Source organism: Desulfoluna sp. (genome assembly GCF_030145185.1).
Classification (GTDB): domain Bacteria; phylum Desulfobacterota; class Desulfobacteria; order Desulfobacterales; family Desulfolunaceae; genus Desulfoluna.
In genome coordinates this window covers 37,096-59,953 of record NZ_JAQYWB010000031.1, presented here as the reverse complement: position 1 = coordinate 59,953, position 22,858 = coordinate 37,096, and the positions used below count along the sequence as shown (strand labels likewise).

Here is a 22,858-nt window from a genome sequence, read left to right as displayed (position 1 = left end):
GGATGGCCCGTATCCACGGATCGGGCCTTAAAACCATGGGAGTGGTTATGAATCAGAAAGCGAAACTCAGCATCATCGGAGCCTTTGTGGTGGGCGCGTGCATTCTGGCGGCCGGGATTGTCATCACCTTTGGTGCGGGTCAGTTCTTTACGGAGAAAGAGCGTTTTGTCCTCTATTTTGAGGACTCCCTCAAGGGGCTGGATGTGGGGGCTCCGGTGCGTTTTATGGGGGTTAAAGTGGGCCATGTGACGGGAATTGACCTGATTTTTGACAGCCAGAATTTTTCCTTTTGTATTCCCGTTTATATTGATGTGGATACCGACCGGATATCCCTGATGGATTACGGCAAGGAAACCAAACGGATTCTGGGGTCCATGGACGAGGAGGCTTTCCGGAAGGAACTTGTGAACTTAGGGCTTCGGGCACAGCTTAAAATTGATAGCCTGCTGACGGGGAAACTCTATGTGGATATCGGATTCCATCAGGACAAGCCCTATGCCCTGACCGGTCGCATGGACGATGCAAAGGAGCTGCCCACTATCCTTTCAGGGATTTCAGAGTTTTCAAAAACCATAGAAAATATTCCCGTGGAAGCCATTATGGATCGGGTAATCTCCACGGTGGAGTCCATCGATCGACTGATCCTTTCGGTGGAGGAGAACAACACCCTGGACCATATGAATGGCGCCATTAAGGAATTTGAAGGGTTGATGAAGCAGGCGAGACAAGCCATCGGTCCTATCAGGCATTCCATTGAAGGGACCGCGCAGGAGACCCGAAAACTGGTTGTGAAGTCCGATGCGGGGGTAAAGAGAGCGCTTGATGTCCTGGAGGGGGTAGGTACCTCGTCCCAGGCCATGATGGATAAGGCGGAAAAGGCTCTCGAAAGTATGGAGGCCAGCCTGGGTGAAGACTCGGCCGTCACTTACCGGCTTAACCGCATGCTTGGCGAAGTCGCGGAAGCGGCACGCTCCATGCGTATCCTGGTCGATTATCTTGAACGTCATCCAGAGGCTCTGGTTTTTGGCAAGGACAAAAGGCAATGAATCCCGCAGGGACAAGCCAACCTGTCCCCGCGAATAAAATAATGGAGAAAAAGATGCCAAAGATTTTTTATGTGATCACGGTCGGAGCCCTGCTGTTCATGACAGGCTGCCTTTCTTCCCCCTCGCCCGCGGTGACCTACCACTTGCTTCATCCGGCAGCGGTACCCGCGGAGGAGACCGGAAGCTGGGATCCGTCCATGTATGTGGTGGTGGGACCCGTGGTGCTGCCGTCTCATCTGGACAGGCCTCAGATCGTGGCCCGTCGCATGAACCATACCCTTTTGTTGAATGATTATCAGCGGTGGGCGGAGCCCCTTCGCGAGGGCATCGCCCGGGCCGTGGCCGAAAATCTCTCCCGGCTCACCGGCGCGGAGAAGTTTTTCATCTATCCCTTTGATACCCCGAAGGGGGGTGTCTCCATGCAGGTTTTTATGGATGTGGTTCGTTTTGATACCGATGAGGCGGGCAATGCTTTCTTTGATCTGCGGTGGGGGGTGAAAAATGGAAAGAGGCAAACCCTTACGACCGCCCACACGACTCTGCAACGAAAAGTAGGTGGTGCAGACCAACCGGCCCGAGTCGAAGCCCTGAGCCGGTTGATTTCCGTATTCAGCAGCGAAGTGGTTGAGACCCTCAGACAATTGGAATAAGGGCTCAAAATAAAATAAAGAGTAACGGTTCAGCGCTGAAAAAAGCCTCCGGCGGCAAGGTGTGCCGCCTTGAGAGCAGGTTGTGGGTGCGCTTTGCACGGAGCCGCGCGAGCAAAGCACAGTGACACATCTCTTTTCAGGGGCTTACCTCAAAGGCTGGCATCGTCTCTTCTTTTGGTGGCGACTCAGCGGTCTGTTCAAATCAGGTTCTTGAACATCCCTGTCACTCCCTCACTGCCCGAGAAATCGCCCAGGTCGACTTGGACCGGATCCAGCAGCGTGGGGTCCACATTAAATCCTTTGAGGATCAAGGTGTCCATGACGCGGATTTTGTGGCGAAGCTCTTTTTCTGAGTGAGAGGGGCCGATCATGCCCTGCATCATCATGGTTTCCATGGTGAGGGTTTTTAATCCCTCTTCAAATTGATGCGCCTTTTCAGCGGCAGCCTCCATGTTCTGGCGAATGGCAAGGAAGTGATCCATGAGGGGGTAGGCGCCGGTAAAGGAGCCCATGGTGATAATGGCCGTGACCAGGAGGGTCTCCAGATCGGAATCCTGGGCTGACAGGCCAGCCAGCAGACGTGTGGTAAATCCGGTGGTTTCGTCTGACCATCTCATTTTTTCGCCCCTCAGCAGGACAAGAAAAAGGGTGCCTTTGTCTTCTTTTAAATGGTTTTTTGCTGCATTGACAACGCTCTCAGGTGGGTTTGCCTTCATATTAAGGCGTTTGACGAACAACTCCTTGCACTCTTTCGGAAGGTTAACCTGGATCGGGTCGGCGGATGGCCCCAGGCTGATATCGGCCTGAATCCTCTCTTGGCAGACAGCCTCAAGGATCGCCTTTTCATCTTCGGCGTTGAATCGATAGGTCGTGAAGAGGGACTCAAGCTTCAGCTTGGTCTTCCGATCGGGAAAAAAGAGCAGCTCAAAGAGCATCTCGCGATCCGTGCTCTCTTGATCCTCTAAAAAGAGCCTCAGCTCTTCCTGGCGGCTGATGGAGAAGGTGGATTCAAGAAAATGGCGCATCTCCTCTTCGGGGGTGATCCCTCTGCGGAGTTCTTCAAGAATCTTCAGGGATATCTCGTCACGTGGGCTTTTCTGGTTCATGGTCTTTCCTTTGTTGAATGATCCATGGTTGAAAATTCAATGACAGAGGCTATACTGCGGTGTGTTTCTTTTTTTGGTACAGGGGGTTTTGGAGATCTCAACGCGTCGGTTTGTACAGATTTCGCATCATGGCAGGCGGCTGATAAAAGCGAATTGAATGGGCAGCTGGGGCCGGAATCTTACGTATATAGCATGATATATTATCTGAATATTATAGCATAAACTCATTTTTGAAGACAGCGAATTTGGTGCGATAACCTGTGAGGGTTGAATAGAGGGCCGTGGATCGTTGGCATCCCCTTTTTGATAGTGTGAGCAAGCCTATACCCGAGGGTAAGGAGGAATCATGAACAGATCCAGAATGTTTTCGCAGGCAACAGAGCGTGGGCGTGTGTGGGATGTTATCGTGGCAGGCGGTGGTGCCACCGGCCTTGGCGTGGCGGTGGAGGCCTCCTCCCGAGGGTTCTCCACCCTTCTTCTGGAGCAGGCCGATTTTTCTCAAGGGACCTCCAGCCGCAGCACAAAACTCATCCACGGAGGCGTTCGATACCTTCAGCAGGGCAATATCACGCTGGTTCTGGAGGCCCTTCACGAGCGGGGGCTTCTCTTTCATAATGTGCCCCACTTGGTTCGTCATCAATCCTTTATTGTCCCCAATTACAGCTGGTGGGAAGGGCCCTTCTACGGGATTGGCATGAAATTCTACGATATGCTGGCCGGAAAACTCGGGATCAAGCCTTCCAAGTATCTTTCCCGGGAGCGGACCCTTGAACTGATCCCCACCCTGGAACCGGAAGACCTCAAGGGCGGGGTCATGTACTACGACGGCCAGTTTGATGACGCCCGACTCGCCGTGACCCTGGCGCTGACGGCGGAAGACCATGGTGCCTGCCTGGTCAATGGCATGCGGGTGGCGGGTCTGATAAAGAACCAGGGGCTGGTGACGGGGGTTCGGGTCGTGGACGAGGAGAGTGGCGAAGAAGTCGAGCTGACAGGGCGCTGCGTCGTCAATGCCACGGGCATGTTCGTCGACGATCTCTGCAGGATGGACGATGCCGCCCGAGAGCCCATGATCGCCCCGAGTCAGGGGGTGCACATTGTCCTGGAGAAATCCTTTCTCCCTGGGGACAGCGCCATCATGGTGCCCCAGACCGACGACGGCCGCGTTCTTTTTGCCGTGCCCTGGCACGATCGGGTCATCGTGGGGACCACCGATACCCCCATCGACAAACCCGTGATGGAGCCCCGGCCCCAGGACGATGAGATCGAGTTTCTGCTGACCCATGCCGCCCGATACCTTACCAAGAACCCGGAACGCCGCGATGTCCTCAGTGTGTTTGCCGGCGTTCGTCCCCTTATCGGCTCCACCGACGCCAAAAAGACGGCGGAGATCTCCCGCGACCACCACCTGGAGATCTCCAACTCCGGGCTGATTACCATCGCCGGGGGCAAGTGGACCACCTATCGCAAAATGGGCCAGGACGTCGTGGATCATGCCATGCATGTGGCCGGTCTTCCGGACCGACCCTCCCGGACCGAGTACCTCAATCTCCACGGCTGGTCCGCCGACGAAGCGGGCAATGCTCCGTATCCCCTTTACGGCAGCGATGCCCGCCTGATCAAGCGCATCGAAAAAGAGTCCCCGGAGCTGGCGAACCCCATCCACGAGAAGCTGCCCTATCGTCAGGCTGAAGTGGTCTGGGCCACGCGAAACGAAATGGCCCGTACCGTGGAGGATGTCCTGGCGAGACGCACCCGCGCCCTGATCCTGGACGCCCGGGCCGCCATGGAGGCGGCCCCTGTTGTGGCCCGCCTGATGGCCAAGGAGCTCGGCAAAGACCAGGCCTGGGCGGATGCTCAGGTGGACCGTTTCATCGCATTGGCAAAGGGATATATTTTGGAGGGGTGAAAAGCCGGTGCGAAAATATAAGGAACTATTTGATTCCCTTGGCCAGAGCCTGCAGGCCTTTTCCTGTGAGCCAGCAGAGAAGGGCGATGCAGGGAAAGACGATGAGGGCCGGTGTGTTGGCGAGTTTGGCGGCACCTAAGACCAGTTGACGGCGAACCGCCGAGAGCCGGTCGTCCAGAATGAGTTGCAGAAACCCGAGGTTCAAGGCTTGATGGGTTTTTACCCAGGCCCATCCTCCTTTGTCAACGAGGAGGATGACTTGAAGGATCAGGGTTTTCAGAATCAAGTAAACAGAGAGCGTGACCCCGGCCAGGGGAAGGTAGGCCAGATAGTGGATGACAACAGCGGTTGCTTTGGATGCCGGACGGCTCATGAGGACCTCGTGCGTATGTCTTGATGGCCTTCTAAGAAGTGCCGCACGGGTCTTGGACGGTGACTTTTTGTGAGCGCATCAATCGTTGTGAATGTAAATGTTTACTCTATAGTAAGGGTTGTCGGTTTGGCAACAGGGTTTTCATGGGGAGGAGGGCAAACAGGTTGATTCCTGGGGTGGGTTGAGATAATCTTTCCTTTTTTTTGTCCGACAGGTGGGAGTGCTGGGGTTGGTCTCAGGGCTCCTCATGCCATTGGACATGATCAAAACAGCTCCGCTGGATCTGGAGGTCATGGCTGAAAAGACATGCCGGATGATGTGATCAGATCTTGAAATGAAGCCGCAGTCAAAGCGGTTTGGAGTGTGTCAACGATGTGTGTTTCATTGGGAGACGGTGTCTCCCTGCTTGTGAATGCAGGGTATGGCGGGTCAAACTGCCTTTTTATTGAGGACGATCGTCAAGTTCTTGTGGAAACCGGTGGAGGCAGAGCCTTGTCGGAGATTAAGCCGGAGAGTGTGGATCTCATTATCAACACCCATCGCCACATCGATCATGTGAAGGGCAACGGGCTTTTTCCCCGGGCGAAGGTGTGCGTCCATTCCCGGGAGCGTGCGTCCATGGATGATGTGGCCCTTGTCGCGGCAAGCGGGGGCTGGAGCCACTTGATGGAGGGCGGGTTTCAGGATCATATGGATGAATTTCCGGTGGACCCGACGCTCCTCTATACTCAGCGTCCGGTTCATGGCACCCTGGCGGATGGCCAGGTGATTGATTGCGGGAAGACCCGCATGGAGATTCTTCACACCCCCGGTCACACGGCGGGGCATTGTTCGGTGTTTCTCCCGGAGGAGGAGATTCTCTTCACCGGGGATATCTGTTTGACCGCGGTGGGCCCCAATTATGCCGACCCCGATGCGGATATCGACGATCTGATGGCCTCCATTGATCGGCTGATTGCCCTGAAGCCCAGGGCCATGGTGACCTCCCACAGCAAGAAGGTCTGCAATGGCTCATCGGCAGAGGTCCTGGCTGAATTTCGAGGGCGAATTTTTCAGAGGGAGGAGCGGATCCTGGATGCTATCAAAGAGCATCCTTCTGATATTCATTCCCTGGCAAGCCAACGGCTCATCTACCCGAAGCATCCCACCCGGTTTGTGTTGTTTTGGGAGAAATGCATGATAGAAAAGCACCTCGTGCGGCTGGAGAAGGCCGGGATGGTAAAGGGCTCAGAGGAAGGACTCTGGTACGCGGCATAGCCTGGCAACGAGAGGAAAAGGTTCTTCGTGCTTGGTTCTTAGTTCTTCGTTCGAGGAGTTGCAATGCTTCATCCATTGTAAAAAAAGCCATGATGATTGTTTCGGCTACCTTCGTGATTTTATCACCATTTTTCGCTCATAGGCTCTGCCTGGTAGCGTCGAGAGAAGTCCCGCAGTTTATGCGCTTGCGTCCTGCGAGGCACGTCCTCACCCTTCACGCGAATGCGGACGCGAGGTGCCTATCGTACCGACAGCCGTAGAGCATTCGCAAACCTGCTTTCAAGGTGGCACACCTTGCCGCCGGAGGCTTTTTTTCAGGCACTTTAGCCACAGAAGGCAGGCTTTTTGTCTCTTCTATTCGTGTGCGTTCGTGTTGCGTTTTTGTTTTTCTCGCCCGAGATAGGCGATCATGCCCAGCAGGATTCCTCCCAGGACAGCCCCGTAAAAGGGGCTTTTTTCGTATTGGACCAGGCGTTGAGTGATGACGCCGAGGAAGAGCAGATAGACAAGGAATCCGGTGCCCGTGGAGAGGCTGTCGATCACTGATTCACGGACAGGGTGGCGGTGAGGAAGGGAGCCGAACTGGCTGAGGATCAGGCAGGCGACCGGGATAAAGGGGGTGATGTCCTGAAATCGTTGATAGGCTTCAGGTACCACGAGTCGCAGCAGGAGCTCATAGAAGGGCACGATAAGGGAGGCGCAGAGGAGGTAGAGTATCCCTCGAAGGACAGGAAGGAAGTATCGAAGCGAGGTCGGGGCACCGCTCTGGAAATATGAGGCGGTGGACGCCCAGGAAAAAAAGGTATTTGTGGCCAGGAGTACCAGGGCCGTGCCTGCCCCCAGAAAGAGAGCCGAGGCGATGTCGGTGCTTACCGAAAAGACGCTTACCAGCCAGAAGATACTGAAAAAAACCACCCATCCCGGCAAACCGATCCATAAATCATAAAAAAAATGACGGAAAAGACGCCCGATCGACTTCATGCGATACTCCCTGTAATCTGAACGGGTGGGGTCCTGCGGAGGGTCCTCATCCGTTCAAACGATATATGTTATCTGATGTATCACAAACTCATAGCACATTTCAGGGAAGGGGGGCAGGATATTCGGGCGGTGATTTTTTATGAGTGCTTTCAGTGGAGAGCCCGTGAGCAGCCCCCCCAGGCTAAACATCGGGGGGCTGTTTATTCTATACTCAGGCGTTTGGGCATCAATCTTTGCGGCTGATAACTTCCACGAGGTGGTAGCCGAAATCGGTTTTTACGGGCTCACTGACCACGCCGGGCTCTGCGGAAAAGACCACCTTGTCAAATTCGGGGACCATTTCGCCGGGCTTGAATTCACCTAAGAAACCTCCCTGTTCACCTGAGGGGCACTTGGAGAATTTTTTGGCGAGTTTGGCAAAGTCGCCGCCGTTTTCAATTTTTTTCTTCAGGTCTTTGCACTCTTTTTCGGTTGCCACAAGGATGTGGCGGGCTTTTGCACTGGCCATGGTTTGATCCTTTTTTTATTGTCATGATGATTTATTTTCGGATAGTTACCTGCGTCCCGGGTGATCATCTGAACTCTGGGTTCCGGGCGTCTTCTTGGGATACTTTTCCTCTATATCATGCAAAGGGCGGGGATGCAGAGACTTATTATGCAGATTCTGGAAAAGGACGGAGTCCGGCTAACCCCGGCAATCCACGGTTAGACAGTGCCCGGAATCACTCCAGTGGCTTTTTTGCGGGATCGCTTTTTCTCCCGTTTTGCCATGGAAGAAGGCCGTTTCTATGGCTCTGTCCGGTTGGGGCGCACCCGGTGAGTCACCCATGCCGCGATTTCATCCGGAGATCCGGCCGTAGGGCCGCTCATTTTTACCGCCGCTATGCCCCATCCGTAGGTGACGCCCAGAAAGTGGGCCCCCGCGTCCGTTGCGGATTGCGCATCGGACCGTTGATCTCCGACGAAAAGAATCTCAGACGGCGTGATGCCCAGAATCTTTGCTCCTTTCCGGATCGCCTCTGCTTTGGGAAGCCCCTCGGTGGTGTCGTGGGTGAAGACACAAGGGGGGTGAAAGAGGCTGAACGCGGATTTCAGGGGTTTTTGGATGTTGGTCAGGGTGTTTGCCGTCACGATGCCGAGATAAAGACCTGAGTCTGTCAGGCGTTGCAGCATCTCTTGAACCCCTTGAAACACGGGTATCCGGTAGCGTTTCGTGAAATGCATTCGATACTCATGGTCCCCTCTTTTTGCCTCCTCTTCAGGAAATCCCACCGCACGGAAAAAGGCCACCATGGGGCTGATGGGAACCCCGCTTCGGGCGATGCGTTTGAACGCCGCGATATCGGGAATGTCGAGTCCCAGTCCGTATTGGATGTTCAACGCCCTGCAGAGGGCAAGGTGGGGGGGGAGGGAGTCCAGAAGGACGCCATCCACATCGAAGAACACGGCTTTAAAGTCGGGCATGGTGTGATTCGCCTATTCATTTTCTGAGGGTCTCAATCTGTCACTATTCAGCTCTAAAAAAGCCACCGGTGGCAAGGTGTACCACCTTGAAAGCAGGTTGCAGATGCGTTGTTTGAACCCCGGAAGGGCCGCCGGAGGCACAAGCTGAATAGTTACCTAACTCTTCAGGACCTTCGCGGCAAAGGTTTTAAACGCGGCTTTTTCCTGGCTGAGGCCCTCGTTTACGTGGACGGCATTTTGCCTTTCAATAAAGCCTTTCACGGTTTGCATCATCTCCCGGTTGACAGAGGTGATGCTTTGCGCCAGCTCCAGGGCGCGGGCGAGCAAGGTCTCTTCCGAGAGCACTTCATTGACCAGGCCCCAGTCAAAGGCTTTTTTGGCCGTTATTTTTTCGCAGGTCAGGGAGATTTGAAGGGCTCGTTTTCGGCCCACAGCCTGCTGTAGGAGTTGGGTCATGCCCCAGCCGGGGTGAATTCCGATTCTGGCGTGGGTGTCCATGAAGCAGGCGGTTTCATCAGCGACAAGAAAATCGCAGTTCAGCGCCAGCTCAAAGCCGCCGGTGATGGCGTAACCGCTCACTGCGCCGATAATGGGGGTGGCGCACGCCTGAAACACATCCACCATGTCTTTGCCGTCGCCTCGGGGGTTGACGATATTGTCGGTGGCCAGGCAGTCCAGGTCGATGCCTGAGCAGAAGCTGCTCCCCTGTCCTGTCAGCACCAGAGCACCCACTTCCGTATCTGCGTCAGCCGCTTCTACAATATTAAACAGCTCGGTAAGAAGTGGTTGGGTGATGGCGTTGCGGCGCTCAGGCCGGTTGAGGGTGATGAGCCCGACCGCCCCCTTCTTTTCATACAAAACGACTGATGTCATAATTTGTAGTCTCCTGTTTCATGGGATGGCTGGTGTGGCAAAGCCACGTCGAGAAAAAATAATTTAAAACGTCATTATTCAGCTTTGATAGAGGGAAAGATTCTCCGGCGGCCCTGCCGGGGAAGACGACAAGGTGTGAAACTCCATTCGCGAACCTATTGATTCGGGTTGTGCATGGCAAAGGCCATAAGCATCTGGTTTCGGTCTTCCATCTGGAGACAGGATTCCAGGCCACCGGCGTCGATGTTGGCGTTGATGGCCTCTTTGGTCATGCGGATTCCCAGGGGGTTTTTGGAGAGCATGAGGGTGGCCAGCTCGGTGGCGGTGGGGATCATCGCCTCTTGGGTCACGAGGCGGCTGGCAAAACCCAGACTCATGGCATCTTCGGCGCTCATCCAGTTGCCGGTGAGAAGGTATTCGTTGGCCCGGCCCGATCCGATGAGGCGAGGGAGAAAGTAGCTGGAGGCCATGTCTGCGCCGCCCAGGCCGATGTTGATGTAAGCGGCGGAAAAGCGGGCGTTGTCGGCTAAGATGCGAATATCCGAGGCCATGACCATGGAGAATCCGATGCCTGCGGCGGCCCCGTGAACGCAGCAGAGGATCGGCTGCGGGATGCGGCGCATGGCAAGCATCAGGCGGCTCATGCGCGCCTGGGCGTTGTAGGCATCCACCGGGCGCATGCCGAAGATGGCCGGTCCGTAGCCCTGCATGTCGAGTCCGGCGCAGAAGCCTTTGGCCTCGCCTCCGTCTATAATGAGGACACCCACCTCTTCATTGTACATGAGCCGTGCGAAAAGGGCCTCAAGCTCTGAGACCATCTCTTCGTCAAAGGCGTTGTATTTGTCGGGGCGGTTCAGGGTGAGTCGGCCGATGCGTCCTTCGCAGGTGAAAATGAGTCGTTCCATGGCGGTCTCCGTATCCGTTGGGGTGGGCTGCATGTTGTCGTTACGGTGAGTTAATCAGTGAATGCTAATGGGATTATGGATCGTTCGTCAAATGAATAGTGAGGGTTGTGAATATTCCTGCCGATGCCGGTCGATAGGGGGGAGTTAAGTGGTGGGTGATTCCAGTCTGTTTTCGTCGCCATTCGCCCCACGTCAAAGGGCGACGGCGCGACAAGCGATCCGTCTTCGCCTTCAGCTGCGCTTGGAAAAAACGGCTGCGCCGTGGCAAGGGGGCACAGCTTACCGCCGGAGTCTTCTTTTGGAGCTGAATCGGTACCAACCGTCTTTTTTCAGGCAGATCTTAGAAGGGGGGCCGCGGGCTGCTCAGCCCGGATGCGGTCTTCGTTCCGGGCGTGAAGCGGGTCTTTGAAACGTCCGCGAAACGCACCGTTTCCTTTCTCATCACACCAGAGAACAGGCTGCTTCAGGTCCGATGGCAAGAGCATTCGGCCCCAGAAGCGGTTTCGTATCCCCACCTGGTTCATCAACAAAGGGGCCTCAGAGCCCATGACCGGTCGGCCGTCGGCATCGGTTCTGGAGACCAGTGCGTCGGTGGAAGAGAGGGACCCCGTGAGGATTAAGCGGTCCTGGACCTCCGGGGGAAGGTGACGATGGATGGCGGACCAGATCCAGGACCCGATGCCGCGTCTTTTCAGGGCGTCGGGCAGAGAAAACCGGCCGACACACATGAGCAGCTCTCCGTGACCGTTTTCAAACCAGCTCTGAGATTGCGCATGGCGCTTTACCGCGCCGCCTGATGTCGGGTCCGGATAGGTGATCACAAGGGTGACGCGTCCATGGCTGCAGGAAGGCTCCGAAAAGGAGAAAACCACATCGCACAGCAGGATGTTCCGGCGTGTGCAGAAAAGGCGATACGGGATACTGCGGCAGGATGTCACCGGGGCTGTGTTTCCTCACGCTGGATATATTGTCGGGCAATGGGACGGTCCGGCTCTAAAAGGTCGTAGCTGAGAAGGGCCTCCGGATGAACCCAGTCGATGCGGTCGTGATCCACCGGAATCAGGTCCCCCTCTACCCAGATCAGCTCAAAGACCAGCAATCGGATTTCTGCATTGCCGTTGTGGGCGATGCTCTCTCCAAAGTAGGCAGAAACAGTCGTGAGGATGCCCAGCTCTTCCCGGATTTCCCGGACAATGGCCTCCTCCGGGGTTTCTCCGGCTTCGGGTTTTCCACCGGGGAATTCCCAGCGCCCTGCGTGGCGGATGCCGGGGCGGCGGCGTGCCACAAGAATTTTGCCCTCTTTGCGGAGAAGCGCCGCGGTGACGGTGAGCATGGTCGATCCCTTGAATTCGGGTTTAAAAAAATGTACCCTACCAGCTCAACCAAGCGTGCGCAAGCCCTTGCCTCAGCCCTGATTCTGGCATTGTCTGGGAGTCACTATTCAGCTTATGCCTCCGGCGGCCCTGCCGGGGGCTAAGCTTTTGCCTGATTTTATTAAAAACGGGTTTAACAAACAGATCATAACCTTTGCCCCCGGGGAACATCACGTTTCTTTTGGCCCGTCTTTCGGCCCCTATTCGGGAGCCTGACCCATCTCTTCAAAAAGAGGGGAACCCTCGACTTTGTGTGGAAATCGGTGTATCTGAAGCCATGAGTTACGATGAAAACACCCCCAACCCACAGGGCAGGACCGCCATGAAGGAAAGCCACCCCAGAGAAGATCGGAATTTTGACGATCTGGCCGATCGCTTTGCAAAGAATATTTACGGAACCATCAAGGGACGCATTCGCCTGGCCCTGCTGACGGAAGACCTGACGGAGCTTGTTTCGGGGCTCTATGGGGGGGCTCAGCCCCTGGATATTCTGGATGCCGGCTGCGGCATGGCGCAGATGGGATGCGAGCTGGCGGGGCAGGGCCATCGGGTTCATTTCTGTGATTTATCGAAGCGGATGCTGGAGCTTGCCGATGCCATGGCGTCGGAGGCGCAGGTGATGGAGCGTTGCTCTTTTCATCAGGGGCCGTTTCAGGATTTTATTCAAGACAAAGATGAAGGCTTCCAGCTGATTCTTTTTCACGCGGTCCTGGAGTGGTTGGTGGCTCCAAAGGCTTCCCTTGAGGCCCTGGTGGACTCCCTGGCTCCGGGAGGCACCCTCTCCCTGATGTTTTATAACGTCAACTGTTTGATTCAGCGAAACGCCACCTTTGGAAATTTTCGCAAGGTCATGTCCGGGGAGTTCGGCGGTTTATCCCAAAGCTTTACACCGCTCCATCCCCTGGACCCGGCAGAGGTCGAGGGGTGGGTGGCCGGCATGGGGCTGACCGTCGTCCGGAAAACCGGGGTCCGGGTCTTTACCGACTACATGACAAAGGATGTCCAGAAGGCCCGAAGCTACGAAGACACCCTTGAGGTCGAGCGCGCCTACTGCCGCAAAGAGCCCTTCGCCTCCATGGGGCGCTATGTGCATCTTCTCTGCAGAAAGGCCTCTTAATGAAATAGGTCCATTAAATGACGAAAGGGGCTGGTTTTCTGAATAAATGGTGCTTAAGCATGTTGTCTATGGGGGATCGGATGGCGGGATGTTCTCTCCACTCCAGTAGATTGGGCTGAATGGTTACAAAAGGGGTAACTATTCAGCTTCATCCTGTCACCGGAGGGCCTCTTTTTGGAAAAAATTTCACAAAACCGTTTCAGACCGTAGGGTGCGGCTCCCGCACCGTTCAACGTCACGCAAACCGCCGGCCCCATCCCAACATTTATTATAAAATGCGGCGTTGCAGGTTTACTGCACGTTAAGCGGTGCGCACGGCGCACCCTACCTTTCACATCGACACGGTTACCATAAGGACAGACCCTTTATACGGTGTCCTTCCTCATCGTCCCTGTCGTATCGGTGTGTGACGATTGGGTGGCATGGGCTGAATAGTTACAAAAGGGATTGGTTTTCCGAACAAATGGTGCGCAAGCACACCACTCACCACTCACCACTCACCACTCACCACTCACCACTCACCACTCACCGCTCACCATTCACCATTCACCATTCACCATTCGCGGCCCTCACAGTACTCTTCCGTCAGCGTCACGCTGTGGACGGTCACATCCGCCCCTTGGGTGATGATGAACTCTGATTCTCCCACCTCTGTTTTTCCTCCCCAGTCATAGGTGTATCCCAGGCGTGTCCAGGGGTACCCCCCCTTCCCATAGGACTCTTTTTGCAGGGTTTCGAACCATCGTCGGTGATCCTGGGAGATGGTGATAAACCGTTGGGGTTCAGGAAAGGAGAGCTCGGCTTCATGGTCGGTGATCTCCGGGTCGGGGGAGGGGCGGAAGAGGTCGTCGGGAGAGACCCAGAACTCGACAAATCGGGTTTTGGGATCATGAGGAGGCAGACCGAGTCTCTGGCGTACCCGAAGGTCGAGGGCCTGTCCCGTCAATTCGCATTCGCGGCAGAAAGACTGCATGAAGGGGGCCACGGTGACCCAGACATTTCGGGAGAGGGAGAGGTGTTGTCCGACCTTCGTGTCGTATCCCTTCCAGTCGGTCCAGGTGACGACGCGGATGTCCCCTTGTGCATTTCGGATGAGCCTCGGGTTGCCAGGGGTAATCGCCAGTAGATCTTTTGAGATTTCTGAAGGGGTGGCCACCTCTGCATCGATGATGGCAGCAAGGTAGGCTTGGTCGAGGGTCTTTGGGGTGAGGGACGGGTGGTGGGCGCAGGAACAAACGAACAGAACAACAAGGGCAATAAGGGTGCAGCGGATTCGCATGATACCTCCCAATGTAAGCAGCGATGGCGTGAAAAAATTTTAGCTTGAGGGGTGATTTCGTTTACAGATCGTTTTTATCTGGATTTTAACCGCCTCCGACGGGGGGGAAGATTCCCACGCGGTCGCCTGGGTTCAAAATATGTTCTCTGCTCGCATGCCTGCCGTTGACAAAGACCAGCCGGACCTGTTCGGCCGGCAGCTGGAGTATCTCCACAATATCCGCCACGGTGGTTTCATCCGGGACATCCAGGTGCCCCTCCCGAGAAAGGCCTTTCAGGTAGGGCCGGAGCGTCGCAAACAGTTTAATTTCAATTTCCATGCGGTTTCCTTGGCTGGCTTAAGCCCCTGTAACGGTAAGAGCCGTGCGCAATGGCACGGCTCTTATTCATTTCAGAAGGGTGCCGCAGCTATCCGAAGTTCAGGGTGCTGTCGAGCTCTTCATCGGTGAAGTCCCAGGTGACGTTATGGGGCTCCAGATTCTCCTTGAACATGGCAGGCAGTCGGTCGTCATGCTTGGTGAAACCGGCGGCACGGTTGAAAGCCTTTTCGGTCTCTAAGGTGTTGATGCCGATGGCGAGGACGTCATCGGCGGTGAGGTTGACGCCGTAGCGGGCGTTGAGCATGTCTACAATCATGCCGAAGCCGTCTTCACTGTCCAGGACAGGGAAGGCCACGAAGATGCAGAGGCCTGCGGCGTCCAGGACGGCGGTGGCTACCTGGAGGTTTTTAGAGACATCGATGTTGCCCTCTTTTTTCAGGGCATCCACGTCGCCCCCCACCTTGAGGATGTTCTGGCAGACGCCGTATCCTGCGGTGTGGTCGGCCCCCATGGGGGTGGTGGCGTAGGTGACGCCCACCCCTTTAACGGCACGGGGATCATAGGCGGGCAGGGCCTGCTTTTTGACCACAGGGATACGGTCCACGCCCAGGGCCTGACCGGTGAAGGCCGCGCCGTTGCCGATGATCTTACCCATGGGGTCGCCCGTTCTGATCTTATTGACCAGGTCAATGGCACCGGCCTTGTCGCCCCACTCGATGAGTCCACCTTCCATGGCGATGCCGATGGCCACCCCTGTATCGATGGTGTCGACACCGATGTCGTCGCAGAGACGGTCCATTTCAGCGATGGCGTCTAAGTCGTCGATGAGGCAGTGTGCGCCGAAGGCCCAGATGGTTTCGTACTCAAACCCGGAGGTCAGGTAGTCGCCGTTTTTATCGTGATAGGCCTGGGAGCATTTGATGACGCAGCCGGGGTGGCAGCCTTCCTTGATGATGCCGCCGCGTTTTTCGATGAGCTCGGCCATCAACTCGCCGCTGATGTTTTCGGCTTTGTCGAAGCGACCGGTGCGGAAGTTTTTGGTAGGCATGCCGCCGGCTTCATTGACCACGTTGACAAGGATGGCTGTCCCGAAGGCGGGAAGGCCCTGGCCTGAAACAGGGTGGCTGGTGAGGAGTTTGGCCCATTTTTTGGCCACCCCGGAGAAGGCCTCCTTGTTGGCGGGCTTGACACGCTCGCAGCCAGCGTCGTCGATGACCATGGCTTTGATTTTTTTAGAGCCCATGACGGCGCCTAAGCCCCCGCGTCCGGCGGCCCTTCCGGGATTGCCCTTGGGATCGGCAAGCTGGATGGAGGCGCCGGTGAGGCGCTGCTCTCCAGCCGGGCCAATGCAGGCCACGCCGACTTTTTCGCCGAAACGTTCCCAGAGGGTGGTGATCACCTCTGAGTTCGTCATCCCCACCAGGTCATCGGCGGGAATGAATTTTACCCCGTCTTTGGTGATGTGGATGAGGCTGTAGTCGTCGCCTTCGGGTTTGTCTTCGAGGATAATGGCTTTGATGCCCAGGCGGGCAAGTTTCTGAGAAACAAGGCCACCGGCGTTGCTCTCCTTGATCCCTCCGGTGAGGGGGGATTTGGCGCCAATCGAGAGTCGCCCGGAGTTTGCGGCAGTGGTGCCGGAAAGAAGGCCGGGTGCGATAATAATTTTGTTATCGGCGCTTAAGGGGTGACACGTCGGAGGAACCTCGTCCATCACGATTCGTGACGTCAGGGCGCGCCCTCCCATGAGGGCAAGGCGGGTCTCCGGTTCAGAATAGGAAAACCCTTTCTGCTTTGTGTCGATTCTAAGAATCTTATTCATGATGCGTTCCTCTCCATAAGTAAAACATGATGAAATTAATGATTAATAAATCATTAATTGATGAATACCACAGCCGGAACACAGGATAAATGATAAAATAAATCTGCCTGAATTTAAAAGGAATATATGACTATTGTTTGAAATGACAGTGCCTTGAGATACAGGGACTCCCCGGTTGCCTGGCCGGGCTCTTCGGTTTGTGCTCATGGTTGTTGTGAGCATACTTTTATTAGGTTTTTTGATTGCTGATGTTTGAAGGCTTAATAAACGGCTGGGATGAATTGGTATTTCGTTGTGGTGCGGGGCTTGTTATGATTTGCGAAACCCGAACTTCTTTGAAAGAGACGACCCCTTGCGCCGTCGCATGCGATTTTTAAAATATTTTCGCTGCCGTGGCTTTGTCCCCTTGATGCGGATTACTGGTTTTCAGATTTTTTCACTGCGCCCTCTGTGTTCCCATGGAGGGCCATCGCAGTTTTTACTGACCCTGACGGGAGACCTGCCATGTCGGTTTTATCATCTCGATCCCCTTTTTCCGTAAGAAACGTAAGGCTCTTCATTGCCTTTCGTCTTTTCTTTACGGCTCGGTTTTATTATCCGGTTTTTTCGATTCTTTTTCTTGATTTTGGACTCACGGTCTCCCAGTTTGCCCTGCTCAACGCCATCTGGGCCGCGGTGATCGTTCTGGCCGAGGTGCCTTCCGGAGCCCTTGCCGATACCATCGGCCGCAAGCGTCTTCTGGTGGCCACCGGGGCCATGATGTGTGTGGAGCTTTTTCTCCTTTGTGTGGCTCCCATCCGGGGAGGGGCGCTGTTGTTTGGCATCTTTCTGGTGAACCGGGTCCTGAGCGGGCTGGCCGAGGCGTCGGCCAGCGGCGCGGATGAAGCCCTGGCCTTTGATGCCCTGAAGCAGGAGGGGATGGAAGGGGAATGGGGCCGGGTGCTGGAAGTGCAAATGCGGGTTCAGTCGGTGGCTTTTGTCGTTGCCATGATCACCGGCGGGCTGGTCTACGACCCGGAGGTGATGGGCCGATTTGTCTCTTTCCTTGGTATTGGGCTCACCGTCACCCAGGACCTAACCTTGCGTATTCCCCTGGTGATGACCTTTGTTTTTGGCCTTTTCACCCTGGGGTGTGCCCTTGCCATGAAAGAGCCCAAGACGTTGGAGCAGAACGAACTTCCCTCCACTGCCCAGGCGTTGAAAAAAACGCTTGACGCGGGGCGCTGGATTCTCTCCACACCCTTTGCCCTCAAGGTTATTCTGGTGGGGCTGATTTTTGACGGGGTGATGCGCATGGTCATTACCCTGGCCAGTCAGTACTACCGGGTCATCGGGATTCCCGAGGCGGGGTTTGGTTTTATCGGTGCTCTGGTGGCGGGCGTGGGCATTGTGGTGCCGAGGCTCTCCCGTCATCTGGCCGAGACCCGATCGCCTGGCTTCAACCTGGCCGTGCTCGCCGCCATCACCTTCCCCAGCCTGGTTTGGATGGCTTTTTTTACCCCATATCTGGGCCTTCTCCCCGCCCTCATGCTCTTTGGCGCCATGAGCATGCTCGCCTTTTTCGTCAGCCATTACCTGAACAGCGTGGCCGCTTCGGCGGTTCGGGCCACGGTTCTCAGCTTCAAAGGGCTGGCCTATAATCTCTCTTATGGCTTTCTCGGCGTACTCTACGCTGTGCTCCTCTCCATGGGGCGATCGCCCCTCATGGCCGAAGAGCCCTTGCTCACCGGCCCGGGTCTCGAAGACCGCCTCTTTATGGAAACGTTTTTTGCCTTTCCCGTCACTTTTGTGATCCTTATCGGGTTTTTTCTGCTTTATGCCCTGGGGCAGAGGGCCATCACGGCGAAATGATCAGATAAGACACGTGATATAGGGATGTTGTCCTTTACTAAGCGGCCGCTTCAGGCATTGATTTTAACCTTCTTTTAACTATGTTTTTCATTGAACTTATCATAGTTATAAACAATGGGAATCCGAGGCGTTGAACGCGGGGGGTGGCTCATTCTCTGCGTAACGGGAAATGGGATGGTGCCCCCGATGGGATAACTATGTTTTTTTTGAGGAAGTAGGTCATGCCAAGGCATGGCGAGATCTGCAGGGAAAAGAGCTGTAGATTATTTTTATGCGTAAGAGCATGTCATTTTTGTTTGATGACATGGGTTGAAAGGGTTGTCTTCGTGAAAAAAATTCGATTGGATCTGACGTGTGCGGGGCTTTTTGCTCTGATGCTGTGTGGACCAGGGGTTGCCGCGGCAAGCGAGGCGGTCACCGCCTCCCCCGTGGTGATAACCGGTACGGACAATACCAGTGCCGAGGGTGGCCTGGATACCCGTGGCCTTACGATAAAGCTGGAAAAGGATGCGCTACTGGACGTGACGGAAGGCAACGCTGCCCTGCGCCTCGGGGAAGGAGGCTCGGTGACCCTGGAGTCAGGGGCGCAAATTTATCTTAAACGGGAGGCGGCGAACGCTGAGGCGTTGACCGGTATTCTCATGGACGGTCATTGGGAAAACAGTGACAACCGGGTTGACCTGGGCAAAGGGGCCTCGGTGGTCGTGGAATCTGCAGGAGCGGGAGACACGACGGGTATCGATATCCAACATGCTGACAGTGCTCACGTGACGATGGCCGGGGCACGGCTCGAAGCCTCGACAACAAAGGGCGACGTGTATGGCCTTCATCTGGGGGATGTCACACTGCCTAACACGGCGGAATTGGCGATGAGTGATGGCGCTTCCCTTGTCGTTAAGGGACAGGCCCTGCAAGTGAAGGGGGCGGTTTCATATGAAGAGGGTGAAGCCATTGGGGTCTTGATTGAAACGACCGCTCATGGGGTGGTTTCCTTGGCCGGAGGCTCTACGATTGACGTCACCAAGGAGGTATCCGGTGATAAGGCCGAAATCAGCGCCTTGGGAGTGCTCATCTACACGGCGGAGGAGGCTGAGGTCGCGTTGGACGGAGAGTCCCATATTCATGCCACGGCGAAGTCTCAGGGCGCGGCGGGTGAGGCCTTAGCCATCGGTGTTCTTTTAGAAGATATTGAGAGCCCGGATACCGCAAGCTTGATGGTGGGCAACGGATCAAGCGTGAATGCCGAGGCCGAGGGGACTGAAGCGAGTGCCGGTGCGGCTATTATAAGGTATTCAAGGCATGGTGTGGTCAAGGCGGCGGGGGAGAAGTGTTTTACGGCCAAGGCCACTGCACATGCAGCAGAGGTGGCGTTCAAGACTACCGATTCAACGCCAGAGGGCAGTGCCATTGCCTCGGCCACTGTGCTGGGGATGGAAAATGTAAACTGGGTTGACATTGACCTGACCGATGCGACCCTCACTGGCACCATGACAGCGACAGCTGATCAGAGCACCGGTGATGCGATTGCCGTGGTCGGGAAAAGCGATGAGGGTGTTGTTCCCGTGGGCATTGGCGCAGTGCGTTACACCAACGCAGATATCCGGCTCACCGATACAACGGTGACGGTGACGGCGGAGGCAACGGCTAAGGCCCCGAATGGTGACAGTGCCGCAAGGGTGGGTGGTGTGTCGGAGAAAATATCAATGGTCTCCGGGTTGTTGGTTGCCCCGCAAGGCGTCGACAGAGTGACCTTGGTCGATAGCGGGATGTCAATGGATAGACTACGGGTGGGCGACCGGACCGCTATCACCCTGGATGGGACAACCATTAAGGTGACCGGCAAGGCAACGGCAGCTCGTACCAGTTTTTCTGCTGTCTCCGGCATTCAGCTGAAGGGACTCAGCGGTGAGAATGACTGGGATCCGGCCACTCTCCAATTAACTGATTCCACGATTCAAGCTTTTTCGACCTCTACCGGGGAGCAGACAAAGGCAGCCCTTATAGAGGGTTCGATCGCTGTATCCATGGGGATTGCTGTGAGCGACCTTTATGGGAAGGCCACCTTTGCCTTCGATAATACGAGGGTCCTGGCTACGGCGGAAGCCGAGCGGGCCGTAGCAATCGGTATTTGCGGGATTGAAAATCATGGGCCGCTGGTTATTAGCCTGGCTAACGGCAGCGTGGTAAAGGCCGTGGGTGTTTCTTCCAAAGGGGAGGTTGACGCACGCGAGATGGAGCCATCTAGTGCGGCTATTCTTCTTGAAAGAGGCGAGATCACCATTGATGAGACGTCGTCTGTCGTGGGGGCGTGGGCTGTCAAGGGGACTGAATCTGACGATTATTCTATGGTATTCAGTGACGGAGAGACTCGGTCTCAGGTTTCTGTGAATAACCAGGGCCTTCTCAGCGGACGTCTGAGCAGGGTGGCTCTGACCAACGCCGCCACCGGTACCTTGCAGGCGACCTTTGGTTCTAAAGACGGCTTCGGGTATTCTGCCGAAGCGGAAGCGGACAATACTTTTTATTTTGAAACCGATTCTGCTCTCCTTGCAGATGGCACAACATTCAAGATTGTTCCTTCCGATGACCTGGGCCTTGCCAAGGCGGGTGACAGCAAAGAGTATGGGCTGCTTCAATCCGGCAGCAATGTGTCGGAAAATCAGGCCGCGTTGACGTTGGTGATTGAAGGCAACTCACCTTTGCTCGGGTTGAACTGGGTGGACACCCCGTCCGATAACGAGTTGGTTGCCAGGGTGTCTTTTTTGAGCCCTGTCGAGGCCGGTATTTCCGGCAATGCGGGCCAGGCGCTAAACGCTGCTTTAAACGATATGCCGGACTCCTTTGTTTTTGGTACGGATCCCGAAGCCTGGATGCCTAAAGTCAGTGGGGCCTTTCTCACCGGGATGGCCCATACCCTCGTCGCCTCTCAATCCAATATCGGGAACCGTCTGGGCGGGCTCATGGGCCTCAACAGCGGGGACGAGATCGCGGCCGCTGGTGGGCTGTGGTACAATGCCAGCTTCACCGACGCCGATCAGGGCAAGCGGGATGGGGTCGTTGGCTTTGATGCCGACACCACAGGGCTCAGCCTCGGCTGCGACCGGCAGGTTGGTTCCCTGACCTTAGGGGTCGCCTTTACCCAGGGCAAAACCAATGCGGACGCCGATGACGGCAGCTCTGAAATGGACATGGACGATACCCTGTTCAGTCTTTACAGCAGCGTGGATGGGGGCAAATGGTTCGGCGAAGCGGTCCTCTCCGCAGGGTTTGGCAACGTGGACAGCGCCCGGCGCTTAGGGGACAAGGTGTTCACGGCCGACTATGACAGCACCAGCTATAACGCCATGGTCAACCTGGGGATGAAATTAAGCTCCGCCGGATGGCAGGTCACCCCCCGACTGGTGGTGGATTATTCCGTCAAAGACTACGACAGCTACACGGAAACCGGGGGCAAGGACAGCGGGGCCCTGGAAGTCGATTCCCAGGACTACACCGTTCTGAACATCGGCGGCGGCGCCACCGTCCAGCGCAGCTGGGTGAAATCCTGGGGCGTGCTGACCCCAGAAGCCTCCGCCATGATGCGCTACGACCTGGAAGGAGACCGCGTGGTCACCACCGCCCGGTTCGTCGGCGGCAACATGGGCTTTGTGGCCCACGGCGCGGACCCGGCCGAGACCAGCTGGGAGCTCTCCACGGCCTTCACCCTGGCCAGCGTAGAGGAGAGCGCCGTGAGCCTGCGCCTCGGCTTTGATTACGCCGGCCGTGAAGATTTTAATGCCCACAGTGTCAGCGGCAAGGTGCGCTTTGAATTTTAAGACGATGAAAACAGCCTCCGGCGGCAAGGTGAGCCACCTTGAAAGCTGGTTTGCGAATGCGCATCGGGAGGCGTGTCTTGAGCCTGAAATGCGGACGCATTCGCCCGGAGGGGTCTAAATGCGTCTGCATTCGCCCGGAGAGTGAAGGCCAGCAACGAGCGTTGTACGTGCGTGAGCTGACGGCTTTTCTCTGGGAATTTCTGGGTTGACATGAACGTGATAACTATAGCTGCGAGGGCTGCGAAGATTGGTTTTCAGGGTGTTCACATTCGCTGATGACGGAGCCAGTGGCCAGAGTTTTCACGACTTCAACGGTCAAACAAAGAGAGATGTATTAAGGCCTGTTTGTTAAACCCGTCTTTATAAAATCAGGCAAAAGTTTGGCCCCCGGCAGGGCCGCCGGAGGCAACGTTCAGCTGAATAGGCACAAAAAAAACTCGTAAAAAACACCAATGCCCCGTTTATGATGGGGCATTGGTGTTTGGTGAGCACGTGGTAGCGGATTGTCGTCCTTGATCATCGTTTCGGCTATCGCCGTGTTCACATCACCGCTTGAACACCCTTATTCCCTGGAGTGCCGCACACCGGTGCGGCATGGATAACGACAAACTAAAAAGCTGCACCGGAGTGCGGCGCTCAATTTCGGGGCTCTTTTCAAGGTCGTGGCTCAAACGATGGCCAAGGCCGGATTTTTAATACTCTACCTATCCCGGATATTTCA

General features: G+C 55.7%; 19 protein-coding genes. 7 read left to right on the top strand and 12 right to left on the bottom strand.

Annotated elements, in window-relative coordinates:
- Positions 1-47 precede the first annotated feature (47 nt).
- Positions 48-1,046 carry an MlaD family protein gene (locus Q1Q75_RS11775; protein WP_300670651.1) on the top strand — a complete coding sequence of 333 codons (999 nt, stop codon included), beginning with the start codon at positions 48-50 and terminating at the stop codon, positions 1,044-1,046.
- Positions 1,047-1,099: 53 nt separating this feature from the next.
- Positions 1,100-1,696, top strand: a complete 597-nt coding sequence (locus tag Q1Q75_RS11770) for a membrane integrity-associated transporter subunit PqiC (RefSeq protein ID WP_300670648.1) — start codon at positions 1,100-1,102, stop codon at positions 1,694-1,696.
- Positions 1,697-1,893: 197 nt separating this feature from the next.
- On the opposite strand, the gene Q1Q75_RS11765 is transcribed toward Q1Q75_RS11770, so the two are convergent.
- A complete protein-coding gene (locus Q1Q75_RS11765) occupies positions 1,894-2,802 on the bottom strand; it encodes a hypothetical protein (protein ID WP_300670646.1) in 909 nt (302 codons plus the stop codon).
- Between the two features lie 346 nt (positions 2,803-3,148).
- Between Q1Q75_RS11765 and Q1Q75_RS11760 the strand changes: the two genes are divergently transcribed.
- Complete coding sequence (locus Q1Q75_RS11760) at positions 3,149-4,711, top strand: glycerol-3-phosphate dehydrogenase/oxidase (protein WP_300670644.1); 1,563 nt, start codon at positions 3,149-3,151, stop codon at positions 4,709-4,711.
- Positions 4,712-4,736: 25 nt separating this feature from the next.
- Here Q1Q75_RS11760 and Q1Q75_RS11755 read toward each other — a convergent pair whose 3' ends face one another.
- Positions 4,737-5,084 (bottom strand): hypothetical protein, encoded by a 348-nt coding sequence (locus tag Q1Q75_RS11755; RefSeq protein WP_300670641.1) that lies wholly within the window; start codon positions 5,082-5,084, stop codon positions 4,737-4,739.
- A gap of 372 nt (positions 5,085-5,456) precedes the next feature.
- On the opposite strand from Q1Q75_RS11755, the gene Q1Q75_RS11750 reads away from it, so the two are divergent.
- Positions 5,457-6,341, top strand: coding sequence for an MBL fold metallo-hydrolase (locus tag Q1Q75_RS11750; protein ID WP_300670639.1), 885 nt, complete (start codon positions 5,457-5,459; stop codon positions 6,339-6,341).
- Between the two features lie 354 nt (positions 6,342-6,695).
- Here Q1Q75_RS11750 and Q1Q75_RS11745 read toward each other — a convergent pair whose 3' ends face one another.
- The 7 genes from Q1Q75_RS11745 to Q1Q75_RS11715 all read right to left on the bottom strand — a co-directional run bounded on the left by Q1Q75_RS11745 (position 6,696) and on the right by Q1Q75_RS11715 (position 11,897).
- Entirely contained in the window at positions 6,696-7,322 is a 627-nt protein-coding gene (locus tag Q1Q75_RS11745; RefSeq protein WP_300670636.1) for an Rnf-Nqr domain containing protein, read from the bottom strand.
- 226 nt (positions 7,323-7,548) lie between these two features.
- Complete coding sequence (locus tag Q1Q75_RS11740) at positions 7,549-7,830, bottom strand: peptidylprolyl isomerase (RefSeq protein ID WP_300670634.1); 282 nt, start codon at positions 7,828-7,830, stop codon at positions 7,549-7,551.
- A 278-nt stretch (positions 7,831-8,108) separates the two neighbouring features.
- The gene (locus tag Q1Q75_RS11735; RefSeq protein ID WP_300670632.1) at positions 8,109-8,786 is read right to left on the bottom strand and encodes an HAD family hydrolase; all 678 of its coding nucleotides are present in this window, start codon (positions 8,784-8,786) and stop codon (positions 8,109-8,111) included.
- A gap of 156 nt (positions 8,787-8,942) precedes the next feature.
- Positions 8,943-9,659 (bottom strand): enoyl-CoA hydratase, encoded by a 717-nt coding sequence (locus tag Q1Q75_RS11730; protein WP_300670631.1) that lies wholly within the window; start codon positions 9,657-9,659, stop codon positions 8,943-8,945.
- Between the two features lie 155 nt (positions 9,660-9,814).
- Positions 9,815-10,564, bottom strand: coding sequence for an enoyl-CoA hydratase/isomerase family protein (locus Q1Q75_RS11725; RefSeq protein ID WP_300670630.1), 750 nt, complete (start codon positions 10,562-10,564; stop codon positions 9,815-9,817).
- Positions 10,565-10,893: 329 nt separating this feature from the next.
- Positions 10,894-11,502 carry a hypothetical protein gene (locus Q1Q75_RS11720; protein WP_300670627.1) on the bottom strand — a complete coding sequence of 203 codons (609 nt, stop codon included), beginning with the start codon at positions 11,500-11,502 and terminating at the stop codon, positions 10,894-10,896.
- On the bottom strand, positions 11,499-11,897 hold the full coding sequence (locus Q1Q75_RS11715) for a (deoxy)nucleoside triphosphate pyrophosphohydrolase (RefSeq protein WP_300670626.1): 399 nt from the start codon (positions 11,895-11,897) through the stop codon (positions 11,499-11,501). The genes Q1Q75_RS11720 and Q1Q75_RS11715 overlap by 4 nt, the downstream gene beginning before the upstream one ends.
- A 293-nt stretch (positions 11,898-12,190) precedes the next feature.
- Between Q1Q75_RS11715 and Q1Q75_RS11710 the strand changes: the two genes are divergently transcribed.
- Entirely contained in the window at positions 12,191-13,054 is an 864-nt protein-coding gene (locus Q1Q75_RS11710; protein ID WP_300670623.1) for a methyltransferase domain-containing protein, read from the top strand.
- Between the two features lie 553 nt (positions 13,055-13,607).
- On the opposite strand, the gene Q1Q75_RS11705 is transcribed toward Q1Q75_RS11710, so the two are convergent.
- From Q1Q75_RS11705 to Q1Q75_RS11695, 3 genes are all read right to left on the bottom strand, one after another.
- Positions 13,608-14,333: a hypothetical protein gene (locus tag Q1Q75_RS11705; RefSeq protein ID WP_300670619.1), complete on the bottom strand. Its 726-nt coding sequence runs from the start codon at positions 14,331-14,333 to the stop codon at positions 13,608-13,610.
- A gap of 85 nt (positions 14,334-14,418) precedes the next feature.
- On the bottom strand, positions 14,419-14,652 hold the full coding sequence (locus tag Q1Q75_RS11700; RefSeq protein WP_300670617.1) for a MoaD/ThiS family protein: 234 nt from the start codon (positions 14,650-14,652) through the stop codon (positions 14,419-14,421).
- Between the two features lie 88 nt (positions 14,653-14,740).
- Positions 14,741-16,471, bottom strand: coding sequence for an aldehyde ferredoxin oxidoreductase family protein (locus Q1Q75_RS11695; protein ID WP_300670614.1), 1,731 nt, complete (start codon positions 16,469-16,471; stop codon positions 14,741-14,743).
- 504 nt (positions 16,472-16,975) lie between these two features.
- On the opposite strand from Q1Q75_RS11695, the gene Q1Q75_RS11690 reads away from it, so the two are divergent.
- Both Q1Q75_RS11690 and Q1Q75_RS11685 read left to right on the top strand, forming a co-directional pair.
- The gene (locus Q1Q75_RS11690) at positions 16,976-18,322 is read left to right on the top strand and encodes an MFS transporter (protein ID WP_300670612.1); all 1,347 of its coding nucleotides are present in this window, start codon (positions 16,976-16,978) and stop codon (positions 18,320-18,322) included.
- A gap of 326 nt (positions 18,323-18,648) precedes the next feature.
- Positions 18,649-22,137 carry an autotransporter outer membrane beta-barrel domain-containing protein gene (locus tag Q1Q75_RS11685; protein WP_300670609.1) on the top strand — a complete coding sequence of 1,163 codons (3,489 nt, stop codon included), beginning with the start codon at positions 18,649-18,651 and terminating at the stop codon, positions 22,135-22,137.
- Positions 22,138-22,858 lie beyond the last annotated feature (721 nt).

Bases quoted from the DNA above. Each gene is read 5' to 3' on its own strand.
- Q1Q75_RS11775 (WP_300670651.1), top strand. From the start codon at position 48: ATGAATCAGAAAGCGAAACTCAGCATCATCGGAGCCTTTGTGGTGGGC.
- Q1Q75_RS11770 (WP_300670648.1), top strand. From the start codon at position 1,100: ATGCCAAAGATTTTTTATGTGATCACGGTCGGAGCCCTGCTGTTCATG.
- Q1Q75_RS11765 (WP_300670646.1), bottom strand. From the start codon at position 2,802: ATGAACCAGAAAAGCCCACGTGACGAGATATCCCTGAAGATTCTTGAA.
- Q1Q75_RS11760 (WP_300670644.1), top strand. From the start codon at position 3,149: ATGAACAGATCCAGAATGTTTTCGCAGGCAACAGAGCGTGGGCGTGTG.
- Q1Q75_RS11755 (WP_300670641.1), bottom strand. From the start codon at position 5,084: ATGAGCCGTCCGGCATCCAAAGCAACCGCTGTTGTCATCCACTATCTG.
- Q1Q75_RS11750 (WP_300670639.1), top strand. From the start codon at position 5,457: ATGTGTGTTTCATTGGGAGACGGTGTCTCCCTGCTTGTGAATGCAGGG.
- Q1Q75_RS11745 (WP_300670636.1), bottom strand. From the start codon at position 7,322: ATGAAGTCGATCGGGCGTCTTTTCCGTCATTTTTTTTATGATTTATGG.
- Q1Q75_RS11740 (WP_300670634.1), bottom strand. From the start codon at position 7,830: ATGGCCAGTGCAAAAGCCCGCCACATCCTTGTGGCAACCGAAAAAGAG.
- Q1Q75_RS11735 (WP_300670632.1), bottom strand. From the start codon at position 8,786: ATGCCCGACTTTAAAGCCGTGTTCTTCGATGTGGATGGCGTCCTTCTG.
- Q1Q75_RS11730 (WP_300670631.1), bottom strand. From the start codon at position 9,659: ATGACATCAGTCGTTTTGTATGAAAAGAAGGGGGCGGTCGGGCTCATC.
- Q1Q75_RS11725 (WP_300670630.1), bottom strand. From the start codon at position 10,564: ATGGAACGACTCATTTTCACCTGCGAAGGACGCATCGGCCGACTCACC.
- Q1Q75_RS11715 (WP_300670626.1), bottom strand. From the start codon at position 11,897: ATGCTCACCGTCACCGCGGCGCTTCTCCGCAAAGAGGGCAAAATTCTT.
- Q1Q75_RS11705 (WP_300670619.1), bottom strand. From the start codon at position 14,333: ATGCGAATCCGCTGCACCCTTATTGCCCTTGTTGTTCTGTTCGTTTGT.
- Q1Q75_RS11700 (WP_300670617.1), bottom strand. From the start codon at position 14,652: ATGGAAATTGAAATTAAACTGTTTGCGACGCTCCGGCCCTACCTGAAA.
- Q1Q75_RS11695 (WP_300670614.1), bottom strand. From the start codon at position 16,471: ATGAATAAGATTCTTAGAATCGACACAAAGCAGAAAGGGTTTTCCTAT.
- Q1Q75_RS11690 (WP_300670612.1), top strand. From the start codon at position 16,976: ATGTCGGTTTTATCATCTCGATCCCCTTTTTCCGTAAGAAACGTAAGG.